General features: G+C 64.0%; 21 protein-coding genes and 1 pseudogene. 15 read left to right on the top strand and 7 right to left on the bottom strand.

Annotated elements, in window-relative coordinates; translation table 11 throughout:
* Nucleotides 1-351: 351 nt before the first annotated feature.
* The 3 genes from LDN95_RS21470 to LDN95_RS21460 are packed head-to-tail and all read left to right on the top strand — an operon-like array spanning nucleotide 352 to nucleotide 1,330.
* Nucleotides 352-549, top strand: coding sequence for a hypothetical protein (locus LDN95_RS21470; RefSeq protein ID WP_226019577.1), 198 nt, complete (start codon nucleotides 352-354; stop codon nucleotides 547-549).
* 15 nt (nucleotides 550-564) lie between these two features.
* Nucleotides 565-750, top strand: a complete 186-nt coding sequence (locus LDN95_RS21465; RefSeq protein ID WP_226019576.1) for a hypothetical protein — start codon at nucleotides 565-567, stop codon at nucleotides 748-750.
* Nucleotides 751-757: 7 nt separating this feature from the next.
* A complete protein-coding gene (locus tag LDN95_RS21460; RefSeq protein WP_226019575.1) occupies nucleotides 758-1,330 on the top strand; it encodes a Fic family protein in 573 nt (190 codons plus the stop codon).
* A 137-nt stretch (nucleotides 1,331-1,467) separates the two neighbouring features.
* Here LDN95_RS21460 and LDN95_RS21455 read toward each other — a convergent pair whose 3' ends face one another.
* Both LDN95_RS21455 and LDN95_RS21450 read right to left on the bottom strand, forming a co-directional pair.
* Nucleotides 1,468-4,005 (bottom strand): DEAD/DEAH box helicase, encoded by a 2,538-nt coding sequence (locus tag LDN95_RS21455; RefSeq protein WP_255631058.1) that lies wholly within the window; start codon nucleotides 4,003-4,005, stop codon nucleotides 1,468-1,470.
* A 125-nt stretch (nucleotides 4,006-4,130) separates the two neighbouring features.
* Entirely contained in the window at nucleotides 4,131-5,651 is a 1,521-nt protein-coding gene (locus LDN95_RS21450) for a site-specific DNA-methyltransferase (protein WP_226019573.1), read from the bottom strand.
* 220 nt (nucleotides 5,652-5,871) lie between these two features.
* On the opposite strand from LDN95_RS21450, the gene LDN95_RS21445 reads away from it, so the two are divergent.
* On the top strand, nucleotides 5,872-6,408 hold the full coding sequence (locus tag LDN95_RS21445) for a DUF736 domain-containing protein (RefSeq protein WP_226019572.1): 537 nt from the start codon (nucleotides 5,872-5,874) through the stop codon (nucleotides 6,406-6,408).
* A gap of 158 nt (nucleotides 6,409-6,566) precedes the next feature.
* Nucleotides 6,567-6,923: a hypothetical protein gene (locus LDN95_RS21440; RefSeq protein WP_226019571.1), complete on the top strand. Its 357-nt coding sequence runs from the start codon at nucleotides 6,567-6,569 to the stop codon at nucleotides 6,921-6,923.
* Nucleotides 6,924-6,939: 16 nt separating this feature from the next.
* On the opposite strand, the gene LDN95_RS21435 is transcribed toward LDN95_RS21440, so the two are convergent.
* Nucleotides 6,940-7,131 (bottom strand): DUF6771 family protein, encoded by a 192-nt coding sequence (locus tag LDN95_RS21435; RefSeq protein WP_226019570.1) that lies wholly within the window; start codon nucleotides 7,129-7,131, stop codon nucleotides 6,940-6,942.
* An 86-nt stretch (nucleotides 7,132-7,217) separates the two neighbouring features.
* On the opposite strand from LDN95_RS21435, the pseudogene LDN95_RS21430 reads away from it, so the two are divergent.
* From LDN95_RS21430 to LDN95_RS21410, 5 genes and pseudogenes are all read left to right on the top strand, one after another.
* A pseudogene (locus LDN95_RS21430) lies at nucleotides 7,218-7,822 on the top strand (SOS response-associated peptidase).
* A 62-nt stretch (nucleotides 7,823-7,884) separates the two neighbouring features.
* Entirely contained in the window at nucleotides 7,885-8,325 is a 441-nt protein-coding gene (locus LDN95_RS21425; protein WP_226019569.1) for a hypothetical protein, read from the top strand.
* Between the two features lie 11 nt (nucleotides 8,326-8,336).
* Nucleotides 8,337-8,660: a hypothetical protein gene (locus LDN95_RS21420; RefSeq protein ID WP_226019568.1), complete on the top strand. Its 324-nt coding sequence runs from the start codon at nucleotides 8,337-8,339 to the stop codon at nucleotides 8,658-8,660.
* A gap of 43 nt (nucleotides 8,661-8,703) precedes the next feature.
* On the top strand, nucleotides 8,704-9,216 hold the full coding sequence (locus LDN95_RS21415) for a hypothetical protein (protein ID WP_226019567.1): 513 nt from the start codon (nucleotides 8,704-8,706) through the stop codon (nucleotides 9,214-9,216).
* Between the two features lie 100 nt (nucleotides 9,217-9,316).
* Nucleotides 9,317-9,820 carry a hypothetical protein gene (locus LDN95_RS21410; protein ID WP_226019566.1) on the top strand — a complete coding sequence of 168 codons (504 nt, stop codon included), beginning with the start codon at nucleotides 9,317-9,319 and terminating at the stop codon, nucleotides 9,818-9,820.
* A 6-nt stretch (nucleotides 9,821-9,826) separates the two neighbouring features.
* On the opposite strand, the gene LDN95_RS21405 is transcribed toward LDN95_RS21410, so the two are convergent.
* Entirely contained in the window at nucleotides 9,827-11,053 is a 1,227-nt protein-coding gene (locus tag LDN95_RS21405; protein ID WP_226019565.1) for a DUF1173 domain-containing protein, read from the bottom strand.
* 153 nt (nucleotides 11,054-11,206) lie between these two features.
* A complete protein-coding gene (locus tag LDN95_RS21400; protein ID WP_226019564.1) occupies nucleotides 11,207-11,395 on the bottom strand; it encodes a hypothetical protein in 189 nt (62 codons plus the stop codon).
* Between the two features lie 319 nt (nucleotides 11,396-11,714).
* On the opposite strand from LDN95_RS21400, the gene LDN95_RS21395 reads away from it, so the two are divergent.
* The 3 genes from LDN95_RS21395 to LDN95_RS21385 all read left to right on the top strand — a co-directional run bounded on the left by LDN95_RS21395 (nucleotide 11,715) and on the right by LDN95_RS21385 (nucleotide 13,629).
* Nucleotides 11,715-12,059, top strand: a complete 345-nt coding sequence (locus tag LDN95_RS21395; RefSeq protein ID WP_226019563.1) for a thermonuclease family protein — start codon at nucleotides 11,715-11,717, stop codon at nucleotides 12,057-12,059.
* 464 nt (nucleotides 12,060-12,523) lie between these two features.
* Complete coding sequence (locus LDN95_RS21390; protein WP_226019562.1) at nucleotides 12,524-12,859, top strand: single-stranded DNA-binding protein; 336 nt, start codon at nucleotides 12,524-12,526, stop codon at nucleotides 12,857-12,859.
* A gap of 287 nt (nucleotides 12,860-13,146) precedes the next feature.
* Entirely contained in the window at nucleotides 13,147-13,629 is a 483-nt protein-coding gene (locus LDN95_RS21385; protein WP_226019561.1) for a MucR family transcriptional regulator, read from the top strand.
* Nucleotides 13,630-13,757: 128 nt separating this feature from the next.
* Here LDN95_RS21385 and LDN95_RS21380 read toward each other — a convergent pair whose 3' ends face one another.
* Together LDN95_RS21380 and LDN95_RS21375 are read right to left on the bottom strand one after the other, a co-directional pair.
* On the bottom strand, nucleotides 13,758-14,804 hold the full coding sequence (locus LDN95_RS21380; protein ID WP_019054383.1) for a nucleotidyl transferase AbiEii/AbiGii toxin family protein: 1,047 nt from the start codon (nucleotides 14,802-14,804) through the stop codon (nucleotides 13,758-13,760).
* Nucleotides 14,797-15,405: a DUF6088 family protein gene (locus LDN95_RS21375; protein WP_026149959.1), complete on the bottom strand. Its 609-nt coding sequence runs from the start codon at nucleotides 15,403-15,405 to the stop codon at nucleotides 14,797-14,799. Before LDN95_RS21375 ends, LDN95_RS21380 begins: the two co-directional genes overlap by 8 nt.
* On the opposite strand from LDN95_RS21375, the gene LDN95_RS21370 reads away from it, so the two are divergent.
* Both LDN95_RS21370 and LDN95_RS21365 read left to right on the top strand, forming a co-directional pair.
* Nucleotides 15,395-15,589: a hypothetical protein gene (locus LDN95_RS21370; RefSeq protein ID WP_157410302.1), complete on the top strand. Its 195-nt coding sequence runs from the start codon at nucleotides 15,395-15,397 to the stop codon at nucleotides 15,587-15,589. The two genes, LDN95_RS21375 and LDN95_RS21370, sit on opposite strands and share 11 nt — an antisense overlap.
* A 600-nt stretch (nucleotides 15,590-16,189) precedes the next feature.
* On the top strand, nucleotides 16,190-17,245 hold the full coding sequence (locus LDN95_RS21365; protein ID WP_019054381.1) for a DUF2493 domain-containing protein: 1,056 nt from the start codon (nucleotides 16,190-16,192) through the stop codon (nucleotides 17,243-17,245).
* The last annotated feature ends 340 nt before the right edge of the window (nucleotides 17,246-17,585 follow it).

Here is a 17,585-nt window from a genome sequence, read left to right as displayed (position 1 = left end):
CCCGCACCTTCCCGCATATGCTTGCGGCGAGCGGTATCAGTCCAGGGCATGTGCTTCCTCCATCGTCTCGACAACGACGCTGAATCACAACCTACTGATATCGCTCAACCACTTTTCGCTCGGGCTCTAAGGATGAACTCGGTCACGCTGCGGCGCGTTTGGTGAGTCTGAACTGGTTCCAGAAACGCATGTCGCTGACGACGGAAACCGTTGGTGGTCCAGTGGACGTCGCTGTCATTTCAAAGGGCGACGGCTTCATCTGGATCGAACGAAAACATTATTTCCGTCCGGAACTAAACCAACATTTTTTCGACAACTACAATTTCACCCCGCAGGACCACGGAGCCCACCATGACCAAGGAGAAAGGCCAAACGAAGCCACGACCGACCGCGAAGCAGCAAAACCCGGTCGACGCGGTACTCGACGAACTGATCGAGCGTCACCCCCATCTAACAGCGGCGCGCGACGCGATGCGTAGAGATGGGGTTGTCTGCAATCAGTTTTCGCAGGACGCGCTAAGCGTGTTCCGGCAGAAGTTTCGTGTTTGAATTGGAGTTCACGCTATGAGCGATGAAAGTGAAAAACCGGGTGCCCAACCCATCGGGCGCACACGGTTTGAACGGATTAGCGCGGTCGAAGGCTTGCAGCTGAGCTTCACCGCTCGCGCGGAATTCGAGCGCGACGATCGTCGCGGCGTCACCCCGGCCGAACGGCGTAAGCGGATTATCGCCAAATATCTGAAGGGTTGATCCCTTCATGTACGCTGCCGAGGAGGATCCCTACTGCTATCCGGGAACGACGGTGTTGCGCAATGTTTTCGACATTCGCGATGCGGTCGTTCTCGAACAGTTGGAGCTTGAGCTTACCATTGCCCGAGCTGACGAGCCCCTGCCGCACGGGGCGCTAGATCGCGCGCACTATTGTGCGATCCATCGCCATTTTTTTCAGGATATCTATCCTTGGGCTGGCCAAACCCGCACCGTCCGCATTTCAAAGGGCAGTAGCCACTTCTGCTATCCTGAATATATCGAAGCCCAGCTTGATGACCTGTTTGCAAAGTTGGCTGCTGACAGGCACCTCGACGGCTTACCTCCGGTGACGTTCGCAAAGCAAGCGGCTGCCTTTCTGGCGACTCTCAACGTCATCCACGCATTTCGTGAAGGGAATGGTCGCACTCAGTTGAGCTTCATGATTGTACTCGCTGAGCGAGCTGGCCACAGCATCGACATTGCTCGTCTCGATCCGGAAGCAATGTTACGTGCGATGATCCTAAGCTTTCAAGGCGAAGAGGGCTCGCTTGCAGACATCATTTTACAGCTTATTGTTTGAATACGGACAACGGTCTACCCCTCAGATAGGCGCCGCGTTGGCATTGTCCGGCTGGAACGGCCACTTATCTCATTCTGCGGCCCGAAGCAGACAAGCTGGTCAGTCCAACGGAGCGGCCGATCTGCCGCAATCCAGCCTTAACCAATCGCCGCCAAAATCTGCTGCTTTACTGTCATTCCCTCCCTTTCCTTCTCAGCAAAGACATAGATCCCGGAGCCATTGCTCGCGTTTTGCCAAAGCTCTCCGATCGCCCTCTTTGCGGCTGAATCGGCGACGAGGTGCTCGCCTTTGTATTCGACCACGAGCAATCGTCCGTCTTTGAGCTTCGCGATGAAATCAGGGTAGGTTCGCCCTCCTGCCAACGGAAGCCAAAAGGCGTCGGGGTGCTTGGCGACGTTCCGTACCCAGAACGCCACGTCCGAAATGCTGTCGAGTTGCTGCGCAGCCTTGAACTCCTCGCCATCATCCTTGCCGTCAAATGCGGGGACGCGATCCCAGCCCAGATAGTGATTGTTGAACCGCCATTTCGTGCCACGGTAGCAAGGAACGCCTGCGAACATGCCTTCGTGAAACCGGAAGCCGTTCTCGAACGATAGTTCGGGCTTTGCATCCGGAGCGAAAAGGCAGTTTTGATAAACGCCCTTCCGCACCTCGGCCCGGATTGCCGCGATCTTCTCGCGCAGTTTGCGGGACAGGATGAACCGGCAACGCATTAGAGCGGCAAGCGGGATCCCGCGCGGGCCGGTGAGGAAGGCGACCACGTCGCTCAGCCAGGCGACCATCTCGCCATGGCCGATGGCGCTGTCCGCCTGCCGCACCTGTTTAGCGAGCAGGTTGACGAGGCCGCCCGCCGTCCAGCCATTGACCGGCACGTCGAGCATCAACTGATCGGATTGATCGCTATGCCGGACCAGCAGGTTATCGCCATCGAGGTCGATCTCGAAAGCTTCAGACGTGTCGCGGACGTCGAATTCCGCTTTGCTCAGCTGCGCCGAATGATCCGCCAGCGACCATTCGAAATATTCGCCCAGAACATCAGCATCGGCGAAAACCAACTCCCCCTGCACGGCCGCCATCAGGCGAGGCACGACGAATTCCTCACCCCTCTCGGCCGGAGAGGCATTGTGCGCATGCTCCAGCTCGTGCTGAGCAATGGCCTCGCGAACCACGTTTGCCGCCTTTTCCGGCAGGGCGGCGTAGATCACATCCTTTTCAGCCTGTCGCAGGAAACCCGTTACGGTGATCACAGGTGAACCATCCGGTGCCGCTTCGATCTTCACCTTTTCGGGCGCAGCGGCCTTCACAGCGGCTAGCACATCCGGCGATACATCGATCTCGATCCTGGCGGTGGGCTTGGGGCGCCGCTTCTCGCCCCACAGACCCTCGTCTAGAGAACCCTGATCGGCCTCGATGTTGGCCTCGGCTTCGCTTTCCTCGAAGCCCATCTCGACCAGGCGGTCCCGCAGGGTATTCGCCGCCTCGGCAAACGACTTCGAGACAAGGTTCGCATAAGCCTTGTTGAGCACCGTGGCCTTGCGCCGCATGGCATAAGGCATGCGAAGCACGCGACCGAGCAGCTGCTCTGCGTCGGTCGAGCTCTTGATGTTGGCGACCGAGCAGAAGACATAAGCGAAGGAACAGTCCCAGCCTTCCTTCAAAGCCTCCACAGTGATGACGTATTCGATCGGGCAATCGGGCTTGAACAGGTCGATCCCGTCCAGTTCGCGCTGATCGCCGGTGGCGACGGCAATGGCCCTGGGATCGATATGGTGCGTGTCGATCAGGTGCTGCCGCAGCACGTCGACGGTCACTTCGCGGTTCCTATCTTCGGCCTGGAACAGCACGATCGGGCGGATGTAGTCCGCGCGGTCCTTCGCCGCCTCTTCCGCCAGTTCGGCGCGCTTCATGATCGCGCCGGTAACCGCGCCTTCCCACGTCTCGTGTTCCTCAAGCCGCACCGGCAGCTTGATCATCTGCGCGTCCTTCAGCTCCAGCGCGCTGACCGAATGGAGGATGTTGCTCTTCTTGTGCGGCGTGGCGGTGAATTCCACGATGGCGCACGGATTCACGCGCTCTTGCACGGTACGGGACAGGCCAGTGACGGCCTTGTGCGCCTCGTCCACGATCATCAGCGGTTGGCGCAGATGGCACAGGTTGGCGAAGCTGAAGCGGATGTCGTCTGGATGGCCGCCAACCTTGGCGGCAACATCCGGCCCCAGCGTCTCCAGCCCGGCCCGGCGCCGAGGCACCTCGCTGAACAGCGGTTCCAGCTCTTCATGATGGGCATAGACCTTGCGGCCGTCGGTGCTCTCCACCCGCAAGGTCTGCAGTGTGCCGACGACGACGCAGCAGTTTGCGGCAAGGTCGTACGGGCGGATGCGGGTGAAATCGCCAATGTCGAAAATCCGCACGCGCCCACCGAACTGGTCGTCCAGCGCGCGGCGGTAGGGATGCTTCGGATTGGTCAGCGCTTCTGCCGTCTGGGTGCGGATCATGTTGGTCGGCACCAGCCAAAGGACCAGCGGGAAATCCCGCTCGATCCAGGCATCCTTGGCGACGCCGATGGCGTGCGCGCCCAGCAGAGTCTTCCCGCCACCGGTGGGCAGGCGTAGGCAGACATAGGGCATTTCTTCCTGCCCCAGCAGCGCTTCATACTTGCCGCCATAGCCGCGCAAGCGCTTGGCCTGCTCCGGCTCCTGCGTGATCGCCTCATAGGCCGCTTTCGGCCCGCGCAGCCGTGCATCCTCGAAGAAGCGGCGCAGCACGCCCAGCGTGTCGGTTTGATATTGCTTGAGCTGCATCAGCGGGCCCTCACGTCATAAGGGGTCTGCTTGAACACGATGCCTTCTGCCTTCAGCGTTTCAGGAGAGAGCCGACACGCTTCGCCATAAACAGTCATCGGCCCGACAAACTCGCCGGCGGAAGCGCGGATCATGTCCAGCGTCTTGCGGGTGAGCACGTTTCCGCCCGAAACGCTCTTGTCGCCCAGAATACCGTTGTAGAGCAGGGCATAGCCATTGCCGCCATGGCTGCCCAGAAACGGCCCGGAATGAGGGCGCGACATCGGCTGCCCGGTTTCTGCGAACCAAATGTGGGCAGCCAGCGGCGCGAAGGACACGCCGGGATTGATCGCGCCGTCATCGTCGAACACCGCCTCGCCAAGCCGGTAAAAGACAAAGCCGCCGCCGCCCTGCCAGCCCAACGCCTGAGAAATGCCCCCCTGTTCGCCCTCGACCACTTTCTTGAGGCGCGGCGCGCAGTGGGTCACGGCATGGTCGCCCATTTCGACGCCGATCCAGCGGCGCCCCATTTTGTGCGCGACGGCAGCCGTGGTGCCGGAACCGAGGAAGGAGTCGAGCACAAGGTCACCCGGGTTGGTGGCAATGCGCACAATCCGCTCCATTAATCGCTCTGGCTTTGGAGTGCCGAATGGTGTGTCGTGCTCAAAAAGCGCAAGGATCTCTTTCTTGGATTCTTCGTTTGTGCCGACTTCCTCGGCCAGCCAAAGACTCATCGGGACCAAGCCGGCTTCCTCACCTGCGAACTGCTTAATCCTCGGCTTGCCTGCCCCTCCTTTCGGAAAGTAGACCCGCCCTTCTGCTTCATAACGACGAAAGACTTCCTCGGTGGCTCCCCAGCATCGACCTCGCGGCGGCTCGTGTACCGTCCCATCAGTCGATGTGATCTTGTACATTTGGTTAGGGCGGAAACCTTGAGCGGAGAACGGGATTGAACGCCACGGACCGCGAGCATCTCCATCAGGATTGGAAAAGCCGTTCATGTTGGGCGGCAACGTATTTCGGACTGCCTTCCATTCGACGGCAGTGCGCTTGCTGTACACAAGCACGATATCGTGAGCCGACCCGATAGCCGCCCGATTTTCTCGCGAAGTCCGCTTCTGCCAAATCACTTCGGCAATGAAGTTCCGTCGCCCGAAAACCTCGTCCATGATGACCTTGAGGTAATGCCCCTCGTTATCGTCGATCGACACCCAGATGCTGCCATCCTCGGCCAGTAACTCGCGCAGCAGCACCAGGCGCGGCCAGATCATCGCCAGCCACTGGCTGTGCTCCAGATTGTCGTCGTAATGCTCGAACGCCGACCGGGTGTTGTACGGCGGATCGATATAGATGCATTTCACCTGCCCCCGGTAATAGGGCAGCAGGCTCTTCAGCGCCTCCAGGTTGTCGCCCTGGATCAGCATGTTGCCGGATGCAGTCTCACCGAAAGACAGCGCGTCGTCCCGCTCCAGTAGCCGATAAGCCACGGCATCGGCGCTCTTCACATCCTTTTCGCGCGTCAGCCACGACAAAGTCGGCATCTAATTCTGCTCCCTGTTCCAACTGCCAGAGCAATAGTGGGCCTATGGGAAGAGAGCAATTCGACAGCGCTGGTTCTCCGGATTTGTCTCGATGACTGAACAACATCGGTCTGCGGGCACTGCCCGCAGCTTCGGCCTGACGGCCGGGAGGGAAGGGGGGTGGGAAGAGAGTGACCGGACAAGGGGTTCGGTCGCAATCGATCCTACTAGGAGAACGTCCATGAACATCGGTGAAATCCGCAAGAACGCCAACGGCCAGCTGATCGGCTCCGTCGAAACGCTCACCATCACCCGCACCATCGGCCTGCGTCCGGTGACCTCCAGCAACCCGCGCGCGCCCAAGTACGAAATCGTCGCGCTCAACGACCAGCGCCGCTGGGTGATCGTCGGCGCACTGTTCGAGCTCTCGTCGAACTCGACCGGCGAAAGCTTCTACCAGGGCAAGATCGACGATCCGTCGATGGCACAGCCGCTCTACATCGCCGCCTTCCCGCGCGAGGATGGCACGATGGCGGTGGCCTGGCAGCGTCCGCGCCGTCGCAGCAGCCAGCTCGGCTCGGCCGAATACGGCGAGAGCGACATGTTCGGTGCCGACGACGTGGCCGGCCACGAGCGCGGCGGCGAGCAGGCCGGCGAAGCCCGCCACGACGACGGCCTCGGCGACAGCACCGCGACGCCTCCGGGCAAGCGCGGCCGCGCGCAGGCCAAGGACAGCGCCGAACACGATGGCGCGCTGCCGCCGCTGGTCGACGCCTGATCGTCCAACCACTCCACTGACGGGGGCCCAACCGCGGGTCCCCGTCCCCGTGCAAGGCCGCGGATGAGCCCCCCGCGCGGCCTGAGGCGGAACGCCGGCCTGCCCCCCGCCCGGCGTTCCGCCTCTTCATTTGCCTGGGGCAATCTGGAGATCCAGACATGCTGACCGACAGCGAACGTTTCGCCTTCGAGACCCGGCGCCATCACGCCTTCGCGAGCACCGGCAATGCCTACGACGCCTCACAGTGCGACGAGGCGATCAAGACTGGCGACACCCTCATCGTGCTGGCCGAGCAGGTTGTGGCGATTGCCATGACCTGGCCGTTTGCGGTGACCGCGACCTGCGGCAAACTCCACGCCTTGTCAGCGCCGCGCCCCGGCGAAGACCTCGCCGCGCTCGCGCGAACGCTTCACGTGCGCGCCGCCGATTTCCGACACGCCGCTGACCTTGCCCGCCGTCTGGGATTTCCGATCGATCCGCAGCTCATCCCGCTGCTGGATATGCCTGCCGAGTGACGCTGTCCCGTTTGCCTCAGAGCGGCAGCGACGTCTGCGCTTCGGCCATTTCGCTGGCAGGCGCAGTTACGGCATCGGCGATGACCCGGGCGAGTTCCAGTGCGGCGTCCTCGCGCAGGCAGGAGCTTGGGGCGGTGATGCCGATGCGCGCCCAGCCCGGGGCGTCGAGGATCGCGTGCGCGACCGCAGACGTATCGATTCGTTCCATGAGAGCAACAGAACATAGAGGGAACATATTTGCAAGGGCGCGCCTGTTTGATTGACACGGAGAGCCGTCCAACCGAGCATCGAGCCATGTGTAATCTGTACCGCATGACCAAGGCGCCCGCCGAGATCGCCCGGCTGTTCGGCGCGCGGGCCGGGGAGGGCGCCAACTTCGCGGCCGAGGTCTATCCCGGCTATCCGGGGCTGGTGGTCGCCGAAGGCGAGGCCCGGGTGATGACCTGGGGGTTCCCGCTCGTGCTCAAGGGCAAGAGCGGTCAGCCATTGAAGCCCAAGCCGGTCAACAACGCGCGCGAGGACAAGCTCGGCACCGCGTTCTGGCGGGCCAGCTTCGAGCGCCGCCGCTGCCTGATCCCGGTCAGTGCCTGGGCGGAGGCCGAAGGCGCCAAGGGCGCGATGACCCGCACCTGGTACTCGCTGGCGGGCGAAGAGGTCTTCGCCGTCGCCGGGCTCTGGCGTCCGACCGAAGAATGGGGCCAGGCCTATTCGATGGTCATGGTGGATGGCTGCGCGCAGATGGCCGACGTCCATGACCGCATGCAGTCGTGCTAGCACAGACCAACTGGGAGCAATGGCTGTCGGGCACCCCCGCCGAGGCCTTTGCGCTGTGCCAGACATGCTCAAGCGAGCTTGAGGTCGACCGCACCCCCGAGCGCTGGGCCGCTCGCCGCGGCTGACATCGAGGGGAGGGGGACTTGAGCGGGGTCGGATCAACGACACCCGCGAAAGGACCTGGCCCATGGGCGACCGCGCTCCCGTTCACATCACCATCGGCGGCACGTTGCCGCACGAACACCTTGAGGCTTTTGCGGCCCACGCTGCCGACTATGACCTGCGCACCGAATGGGACGGCGAGCCGTTCGATCCCGCCGCGCTGGTCGCGGGCGAGCCGCTCGAACTCTACGGCACCGAGCTCAACGGCGGGCAGATCCCCGAGGTCGACGCGTTCTGCTGCGAGCACGGCCTGCCGTTCCGCCGCTGGTCGGGCGGTTGCCTCGGCGCGTACCTCCCCGAAATCATCCTGTTCGACGGCAGCGGGCCCTTGCGCGACTATACGGCGAGCGAGGACGAATGGGTCCTGTTTCCGCCGTCGTGGATCAAGCGTTTCACGCGCCTGCGCGAGCTCAAGCGCGAGATAGCCCGCGCCGAGCTGACCATCCCGCCGTTCGTCCTCCTGTGAGGCGCCCGGCCATGACACAGAATCGCGACACGGCAATTGCCGAACTTCTCGCCCGCTTCCCGCTGTCGCGGGTGAGCGAGGCCTTCCACGACGACATGCTCGGCGTCCTGCCGCCAGTCCACGTCCGGGGCATGCCGGGGTTCCTGGTCAGCGAGGCCGTGGCCGAGGACGTCCATGCCCAGTTCGTCGAGCATCGTGGCCGCTTCTACGGCGCCTATGTCGCGCTGCGCCGCCCTGAGACCTGGATCACCCACGCGGGCACTGTCGCTTTCGATCTGGGCCATCCCGACCCGCCGGTGCTCGACTGGTACCCGGACGCCGCCGACGGCCAATGAGGGGAGGGGGCTTGGAGCCGGTGTTCCATTGGGGAGACCGGCCATGCTTCGTTTCTATTCCGGGATCGGCGCGCGCAGGGCGCCGCCCGAAGTGCTCAGCCTGATGACCCGCGCCGCCTTTGCCCTGCTCAAGCGCGGCTATGTTCTGCGCTCGGGCCACGCGATCGGCGCGGACACCGCGTTCGAACGCGGCGCGGGGCAGGCGGCGCAGATTTTCCTGCCGGCACCAGGCTGGCGCGGCTCGGCAAGCACGTTTCACGCGGGCACGCTGGGCGAGGGTGTCTGGGGCAGGGCGCGCGAGATCGCCGCCGCGCACCATCCGGTTTTCGCCAGCCTCTCGCGCTTCGTCCAGGACCTTCACACCCGCAACGTCTTCCAGGTGCTCGGCCTCGCGCTCGATAGCCCTTCGGAATTCGTGCTGTGCTGGACCGCCGATGGCGAAGCCTCGGGCGGCACCGGCCAGGCGCTGCGCATTGCCGCGACACACGGCGTCCCCGTCTACAACCTCCAGCGAGCCCGCGAGCGCGCTCACGTCGAGCATCACCTCGTCCTTTGACCCTTCAATCCCGCGCCTTTGCGCCGTTCTTTACAGGTGTTCCGGCGTCCTGACGCGGGGGCAGCGGCGCTGCGCGATGCCAAGCGAAAGCCCTCAGACCATGTCGTCCCGCACGCTCACTCTCGAAATCACCTGCACCCGCGAGGAAGCCGCGCGCTTCGCGGCAGTCGAACTGTTCCTCGCCGACCTCGCCGCGGACCCGGCTGCGCAACCGCCGGGCGAACTCGACGCGGTGTTCGGTGCGAAGGCGCGCGAAACGATCCTCGGGCTCGTCGGCCACTCCGAACCGCTCGGGATCACCTGCCGCTACGACCGCGACACCGGCGTGATGACGCTGCTGGCGATCGATGGTCGCCCCAATCTCGCGGCGCTGCCGGTGCTGCTGCTCTGGCTTTACCCTGAGAAGCTGCCGCTCGCCTACTCTGTCCACGTCACCGACAACCCCGACCTGGCGGTCTGGACCATCGTCTCGCTCCAGCGGATCGAGATCACCCAGCACGCCGATGAAGTCCCCGCGCGGCTTGAAGCACTGCGCGCGGCCGCGCCGACGCCGGGCCGGCTCGACCTCCTGCCAACCCGGCCGCTACCCCGTCCGGAAGACTGAGGAGCCTCAGGCTGCGGCCTGCGCTTCCCAGCGTCGCTGCCGCGTGACGCGCGCCGGGAGCGGCTCGCCTTCCTTCCAGAACCGGTGCGAGACGCCCTGTCCGGCGAGCAGCGCCTCGAGCGGCTCGGCGACTTCGTTGTCACGGTCATGGATATGGACCGCGCAGGCTTCCTCGCCGGTGTCCTTCAGCACAAGACTCGCGATCGGTGTGTCGACGTCGAGATTGACGCGCAGGCCCTTCACGAACCGGCGCTTCTCGGCGACCGCCTTGGCGAGGAGGTAGCGCTCGTCGCTGGTCTCGTAAGGGAGCCACTCCGGTGTGACCGGCATCAGCGCCACCTCGACCAGGTCGAACGTGCCTTCGCGCCTTCTCGCGAACGAGCCCGCGAGCACCAGGTGATCCTGCTCGGCCTTGCTGCCGTGCTGCGCCTGCCACAGCGCGAGTTCGCCCGCGAAGCGCTTGTGGAACCGGCGTGCCATGTCCTGGTCCATCACGAATGGCATATCGCCGACGTGGCGCAGGACGATCCGCTCCGCGCCATGCGCCGAGACGATCTCCTTGATCTCGCCGACCACCACCATCATCTCGTCGCGCGAGCGGTAGACCCGCTCGAGCGCGGCGCGGCGGCGGGCGCGGATGTCCTCCTTCTCCTCCAGCTTGAAGCTCTCGGGCACGAACAGGACGTGGGGCAGGGCCTCCTGCTTTGCCCGGCATGTCGCGGCTGCCTCGAGCATCGCGCGGCGCACCACAAACCAGCTACGCTTGCCCGCCATCTTGGGATGCCAATGGGTGAGCTCGGCCCGGTCCCACAGGACGTGGAGCAGCCCGCGCATCGACAGCTTCTGCCCCGACGACTTCACCGTCGGCTTGTCGTTGGTCAGCGCTGCCGGCGCGAGCCGGGCGCTGCCACGCGACAGCGGGAACCCGAGCTTGAGCGCGGTCTCGCCGCTCGCCTCATCGTCGAGGATCGCGCTGCCGCGCACCTGGCCCATGCCGGTCAGGTAGTCGGGCGCCTCGTAGTGATCGCACGCGGTCGCATGGCGCGCGCCCGAGCCCGGCCAGCGCGCCAGCACGTAGCGGTCATTCCTGTGCGAAATGTAGAGCGGCAGGTCGGTCCCCTTACGGCATTCGCACAGGACCTGGGCCTTTTGCGCGTAGGCTTTGGCAAGCACCGGCTGAAGTTCATCGCCTTCGGCCACGCTGCGGCCGAGCACACGGTATCGCTGGATCATTGGTCTTTGCTCCAATTTCTCGCGATCGACGCTGCCCGTTCGACCTCTCGCGCATCTCCTTCGGTTGAACGCGGGCCCCGCATGGGCTCGCTGGGGGCAGTCTATGCCGTGCATTCCGCCCCGGCAAGATAATGCGGTTGCTTCCCGTCGGGCTCAGCCCGCCTCAGTCTCGTCCTGCTCGAGGTTCTCGACAACGCCGTCGGCCAGGCCGAGGCACAGTGCGGCTTCTTCGCGGGTGAGGACGATCTCGCTTGCGCCGAAATCGGCGAGCTTCTTGCCCAGCACCACCGACATGGCGCGGGCAATCTGCAGCGCGCTGGGCATTTCCCCTCGATCATCCATCGGTTCGACTCCTTGGGTTTCGGGTACCATTCTGCCTGCGGCAGCTGGTCCAACAATTCGTGGCCGGAGGTGAATATACCGGTCGTGGTGCTGGTTGGCGAGGTTCAGGAAGGAGAGGGGCACCCCGGCGCCCGCGCCCCGCGCGGGCTTGGGGCAACCCGCTCTACTCGCTAGGGCGCGCGTCGGCGCTGGCGCACCGCCGCCCACCCAAGCTCGCCGGCATGGGATGCCGGCCCTGCGGGTAACGATCGGGGCCAGGGTGTGGGCGGGAAGGGCGCGGGCATTGGCGCAGCTGCGGGTGGCGGCTAGGGTCTGCCACATGCCAGTCGTCCTTGCTGCCGCCGTCCTTTGTCTATCGCCTTCGGTTCACGACGGCGACACGATCCGCTGTGGTCGCGAGCGGGTCCGCATCGCCAACATTGATGCGCCGGAACTGCCTGACAGCCCTAAGTGTCAGGATCGGCGCCGCTCCTATGCCTGGTGCGATTTTGCTGCGGCCGAAGTCTCGCGTGTGGCGCTGGTCCGGCTGCTCTCACGAGGCCGTGTCATGATCGAGCGGCTCGGGACCGACCCCTATGGGCGGACACTGGCCACCGTCTCGGTGAACGGCATGGATGCCGGCGACTACCTCATCTCGCAGGGTCTCGCACGGCCCTGGCGTTGAGGACCCACTCCGGTGGGCGGCTGCGCGGACCTCGGATCGAACTGACTTGCGCGGCTGCGGCGCCAAGCTCCGAGGCGGCGCTGATGGATCGGGCAAGCATCGGAGCGCCTCGTTCTGACGATGCCACCCGGCAGGGCGGCAGTGCCGGTGAGGGTAAGGCGCACATGCACTGCGGGGCATATCCGGGGCGGGGCTGACAAGCGATCAGGTCTGACGGGTCATGGGTCTTGCTGATTTCCGGCATGAATTGACGAAACCGCCCTTCGTTTGCCGATGAACCCTGCGGCGCCAGTCCCTGGCCGCAACCCAAAAGCAGCGGACCGTGAAGCCCTGCGGGCTTGCCGCACCACTCCTCGCTTTTGGGTTTCCCTCGCGTGCCGCTCGGTGCGGGCCAAGGCCTAACGGCGCCGCCTGTCTGGGTCATCGGCGGGCGGTTCCGCCGAATTCAAGACCGGAGAAAGCTCATGAAGAACCTCGTCATCCTGATCGGCCGCATCGCTTCCGCCCCCGAAACCCGCGACGCCGGCGAGACCGCGATCACCTCGTTCACCCTCGTCACCGACCGCCCCAAGCTGGTCGACGGCAAGACGGTCAAGAACGAGGCGGGCTACACCGAGACCATCCCCGAGTTCAACCGCATCACCGCCTTCAACGGCCTCGGCACTTCGGTCGCCAAGCACAAGAAGAAGGGCGATCTGGTCGAGGTCCAGGGTCGCCTCCACTACTCGAAGTGGACTGACCGGGAAGGCGTCGAGCGCTACGCGGTCGAGATCGTCTCCGAGGAAGTCCTCTTCCTCTGAACCGAGCCGGGGAGGCGGCGCTGCCGCCTCCCTTCGGGCTTCTGGCAAAACCGCCCGGTGCGAAAAATTCAACAGTCCGGACTCTTTTCGCACTTGCAGCATGAACGGGTGTGACCCATATCAGTCGTGCCTTTCAGGCATCCTCTCCCAAACTTTTCGCGGGGTCGGCAGCAATGCTGGCCCTATTTTTTTGTTCATGGGTCGCGTGAATACCCGCCCGTGAACTGGCAATTCCTCGCGCGCGCCCATAGGGTCCGCCATCGCCACTTCGAGGAAGCGCAAAGATCATGGCTGATGAAACCCTGCTGGACCACGTTGCCGACATCGTCTCCGCCCATGTCAGCAACAATTCGGTCACGGCCAATGATTTGCCGGGCCTGATCCAGTCGGTCTATGCTTCGCTTGCCGCGCTCGGCCAGGCACCCGAGCCGCTCGAGGAAAAGCTCACGCCGGCCGTCTCGGTCCGCGCGTCGGTCAAGCCCGACGCCGTGACCTGTCTCGACTGCGGCGCGAAGATGAAGATGCTCAAGCGCCATCTCGGCACCGATCACGGTATGACCCCGGCCGAGTACCGCGCGCGCTGGAACCTGCCGGCCGACTATCCGATGGTCGCACCCGACTATGCCGCAAAGCGCAAGGAACTCGCCGTCCGGATCGGGCTTGGCCGCAAGCCGAAGGCCGCTGTGCCAGAGGCACCTGCGAAGGCACCCAAGGTTGCCAAGCCGCGCAAGAAGCTCGGTGTGGCGTTCGGATCGGCGGACGCTGCCTGATCCGATTGCATCTAAGTCATTGATTTAACATAAGATATATTATCAATCTCGGATTTTCGCGCCAGGTAGAGATGTCATCGCCCGTCTTGGGCTGATTTCTCCTCACGCCTTACCGGTGCCACTGCGTGCTAGCCGGCTGCGTTGATCCTCCGCTCGATATCCGAGAGGCGGGACACCAGCTCGTCGAAGCCCGGCGGCTCCTCCATGAACATTTCCGCCATGGCGGCGTAGTCCGCCGCAAGTTCCTCGCGCATCGTGTCAGTGACCGAAAGCCGCAGTGTCCCGAGCTGCGCCGTGCCGTAGGAGGCCTTGGCATCAGCGAAGAGCAGACTTTTGTTCCTGACAACCTGCTCCAGCAATACGCGTTCGGTGAGCGCCCGCTCGGTAATCCCGGAAGCGTCGAGCATGAACACATCGTAGAAGTGCCGCGACAGACCCGGCCGCAATTTGCCGCTGTGGTGCAGCGCATGCAGGATCGTCGCCTTCTCCCAGTAGGTCCTTTCGAGCGCGAGCGTTGGCACGGCAGTCACTGCATCGCACACCTCGCCCGGAAAGTCCTCGGCGACATAGGGCAGGATGTCCCGCTGCTCGAAGGGTTCAGGGTCTCCCCTTGCCCCAAACTCGAGCTTGATCCGCGGCTGCACGTAGCCGGGCCGTCCGCCATACGTGTTGCCATAGTCGAGACCGTAGCCCGAAGATGCCGGGTAGTTGAACAGGACAGTCTGCCGGTCCTTGTCATCGGGATCGGCCTCGATGCTCCAGCCCTCACGGGTGCCCAGGGCATCCTCGATCGCTTGCGCGAGCGTCGGCAGGAGGATCGTCCCGACCCACTCTTGGGCGGCAGCGCCGAGCGCCTTGCCGCGTCGTTCGCGCTCCTTGCCGCTGATGTCGTTCGCCATCGGCGAAGCAACCTCGCCGAGCAGCGGCACGGCCCGATTGATGGTGAGATCGATGTCCTCTGAAAATCGTTTGATGATCCCGAATGCCTTCGAGAGCGAGGTCCCGCCCTTGAAGGTCAGGACCTTGGCCAGCTCGGGTACGCTCATCAGCCGGCGCAGGGTCCAGCAGACCCAGAAGTCCTTCTCGACGATGAGCGGCGTGAGGTCGCGGCGTGCGGCTGCTTCGGCAAAGAATGCCCGCCGATCATCGGCAGGTCGCCGGGCAAATTCATCCATGGTGCGCCGCCCCGATCTTCAGCACGACATCGCCCATCCAACCGGGCATCTGCGCGCGACCCTTGAGCAGTGCCTGCACGTCCTTGTTATCAAGCCGCGCAGCAAGCTGCGAAATCGCATCAGCATCGACGTTGTATCGCCCCAGTCCAGCCAGGTACTGGACCACGCCGTTGGCCGCCTCCGAGGCATTGCCCAGAACGGGTGCGCGGCTGTGTTTGAGCGTAACACTTCGGCCAGCGGCCTGGCGCACGCGACTTCGTCCTGTCGTCGCATAGCTCGTTCTGGCAGGCACTTGCGTCGACAGGCCAAGCCTGTTCGCCGCTGCCGCTGCCGAGGGCGCAAGCCGATCGCCGCTTTGCGCCGATACAGCTTGGGCTATCATCTCGGCATCGGGTGTCAGCGCGCCCAGCTTGTCGTGCAACTGCGGATAGTCGTAGAGGCCGCGACCAATCCGGCGAATCTCCCCAGCCTGCGCTAGGCGCGACAGTGCCATGTCGACCGAGCCGCGTGTGCCGAAGTCGATGAAATGCTTGGGGGTGAATACCCACCCCCGTCCCTTCGCGCGAACGCGCTTCATGATCTTGTCGGCCATGGCGGACATGATTCGTGTGCTCCTTTCGTTAGAAATTAACACACATTTTTCTAACAAACCATACCATCGTGAAGGACCTCTTGATGACCATGATGATCATCGTCACCGCATGCCTGCCGATCATCGCCACTGGCGTTCCGCAAGTTCGCTGATGATGACCAACAGGGTGCCGGACATCGCCGGTCAGACGTGAAGGAGCGGCCCCATTAAAATTGCCGCACTCGGTCCCGCGCGCCATGTGGCGCGCTCCTGCGGGTGCGGGGTTTCTTGCACTGGGCCGCCGGCACTCTTGCACTACGCCTTGGTCGCCGTCCCGCGCCCGTGCGATGCACCGGGCCACGGGCCGACTGACTTGCTCCGGCAAGGGGTCCGTCATTTGTTGCTGGCCGCGCCGACGACGACGCAGCCAAGGCGCCCCGCGAAAACCCACCAACATCCTTCGGCCACCGCAATCAAGCGGGGCGAAGAGAGCATGGCGTTTTGCGGTTAACCCCGAACACCCAGATGGGGTTCGGGGGCAAAACCGTAATCTCTCTCTCATCTCGGTGGCTGAGCGAAATCAGCATCGCCATAGCATGACGCCTGGGAGATTGGCGGCCGTCAAGGATCGCGGGCCCCCCCCGATTTTGGCCTGCTGCGGCTAGTGCCTTGCGAGCAAAAATCGGCTCCCCCCACGCCCGCTCGCGCGGCGGCAGCGCGTGCGCGCCGCCGTCCCTGACTGCCTGACTCCGGCGTCCTTCCGATGGGCATCTTTCATCAGCGTGATGAGAGACAATTCCTTTTGGAGGTTATCATGACGGACCGTTTCTCGAACTTCGCCGACCTTGCCGAACACTATGCGCGCGAAATCGCCACGCCCGACTACGCCCGGGCATTCATGGAGCAGACCGAACTGGCCAAGCTCTCGATCGAGCATGAGCCGAGCGCTGTCGAAATGCCCGACCCCGAGGTGGCGCAGGCGGCAATCGAGATGATGCTGGCAACGGTCTTCGACCTGTTCCGCGACACCCGGATGGAGGACTTCGCGAGTGAAGTCGCATGGGGCGTGGCCAACAGCTTCCATGTCGTCGCCAAACGCCTCGATGACCGCGAGGATTCCATGGCGAACCGGTTGCAGGAAAAGCTGCGCGAATACGATCCAAGCGAGGTCTACGCGACCGACCTTGAAGACCTCACCATGCAGGCCCGCAGCCTTGCCGAATGCCGCGATGCGATGGAGTGCATGCGTGACCATGCCGCGCGGATATACCTTGTCGAAACCGGCCGGCCCTTCTCGCCGGTGCGGGGCTCGCGGGTCTCGTCCAAGACCAATGCCTCGATGATCGAGGCACGCGACTATCTCGCGGCACAGAAGGCGCAGCGGCGCGAACAGTTTGCCCCGTCGGGTCCGGTCGTGGTGTTTTCGGGCGGACAGCAGTTCACCGACATTGCGCTGGTCGAAGACTATCTCGATGCGATCCATGCCCGGGTCCCGTCGATGGCGCTGGCAACGACCGCCCAGAACAAGGGCGCGGACGTGATCGCGGCGGCCTGGGCATCGCGCCACAATGTGCCGGTGATCCTGTGCAAGCCCGATACCTCGCGGGGACCTTCGGCACCCTATCAGCGCAACGCTCGCATGCTTTCCTTCAAGCCTGTCGAGGCGGTGGTGTGCAGCGGCGGCGGCATCCAGGCGAACCTTGCCGACCGGCTCCGCGAGGCACGCATCCCCTTGCACATCGTGCGCGACGCATCGGTTCAGAACGAGGCTCCGGCAGTGCGGACCAAAGCCGCAGCGCAAGCTGAGCGGCCTGCGATGAAGCGCACGGCATGTGGCACCGTCAATGGCGATGAACTCCCGCCGTTCTGAGCGGGGCCTGCTCCGATTGCATCAACCAGAAGGGTGTCCGGCCTCACCGCCGGATGCCCTTCTTTTTTGTCGATCGGGACGCACACTTTCATCGCCCGGCTCGCTCGCTTCTTGCCCTCGCCAGTAACGGCCTGACAGCCTGCTGGCGGGGGCGCAAAGGCTTCGCATCGGCCGGGCGGACGAAACCCGTGCTTGGGACCACCGGGGGTGCTGCCCAACAGGGTTAAACACATGGGGTAATCGCGGGGTGCGCTTCCACGCGATCAGGACGCGCTGGTCAGGTGGTTGCCCCCCGGTAGGATGAAATACGGGCCCACGATGGTGACCGGGCCCAGCATCG

The organism is Novosphingobium sp. FKTRR1, from assembly GCF_020404405.1.
Lineage (GTDB): Bacteria > Pseudomonadota > Alphaproteobacteria > Sphingomonadales > Sphingomonadaceae > Novosphingobium.
The sequence above is the reverse complement of the archived record's forward strand: the minus strand, read 5'-3'. Positions and strand labels throughout refer to the sequence as shown.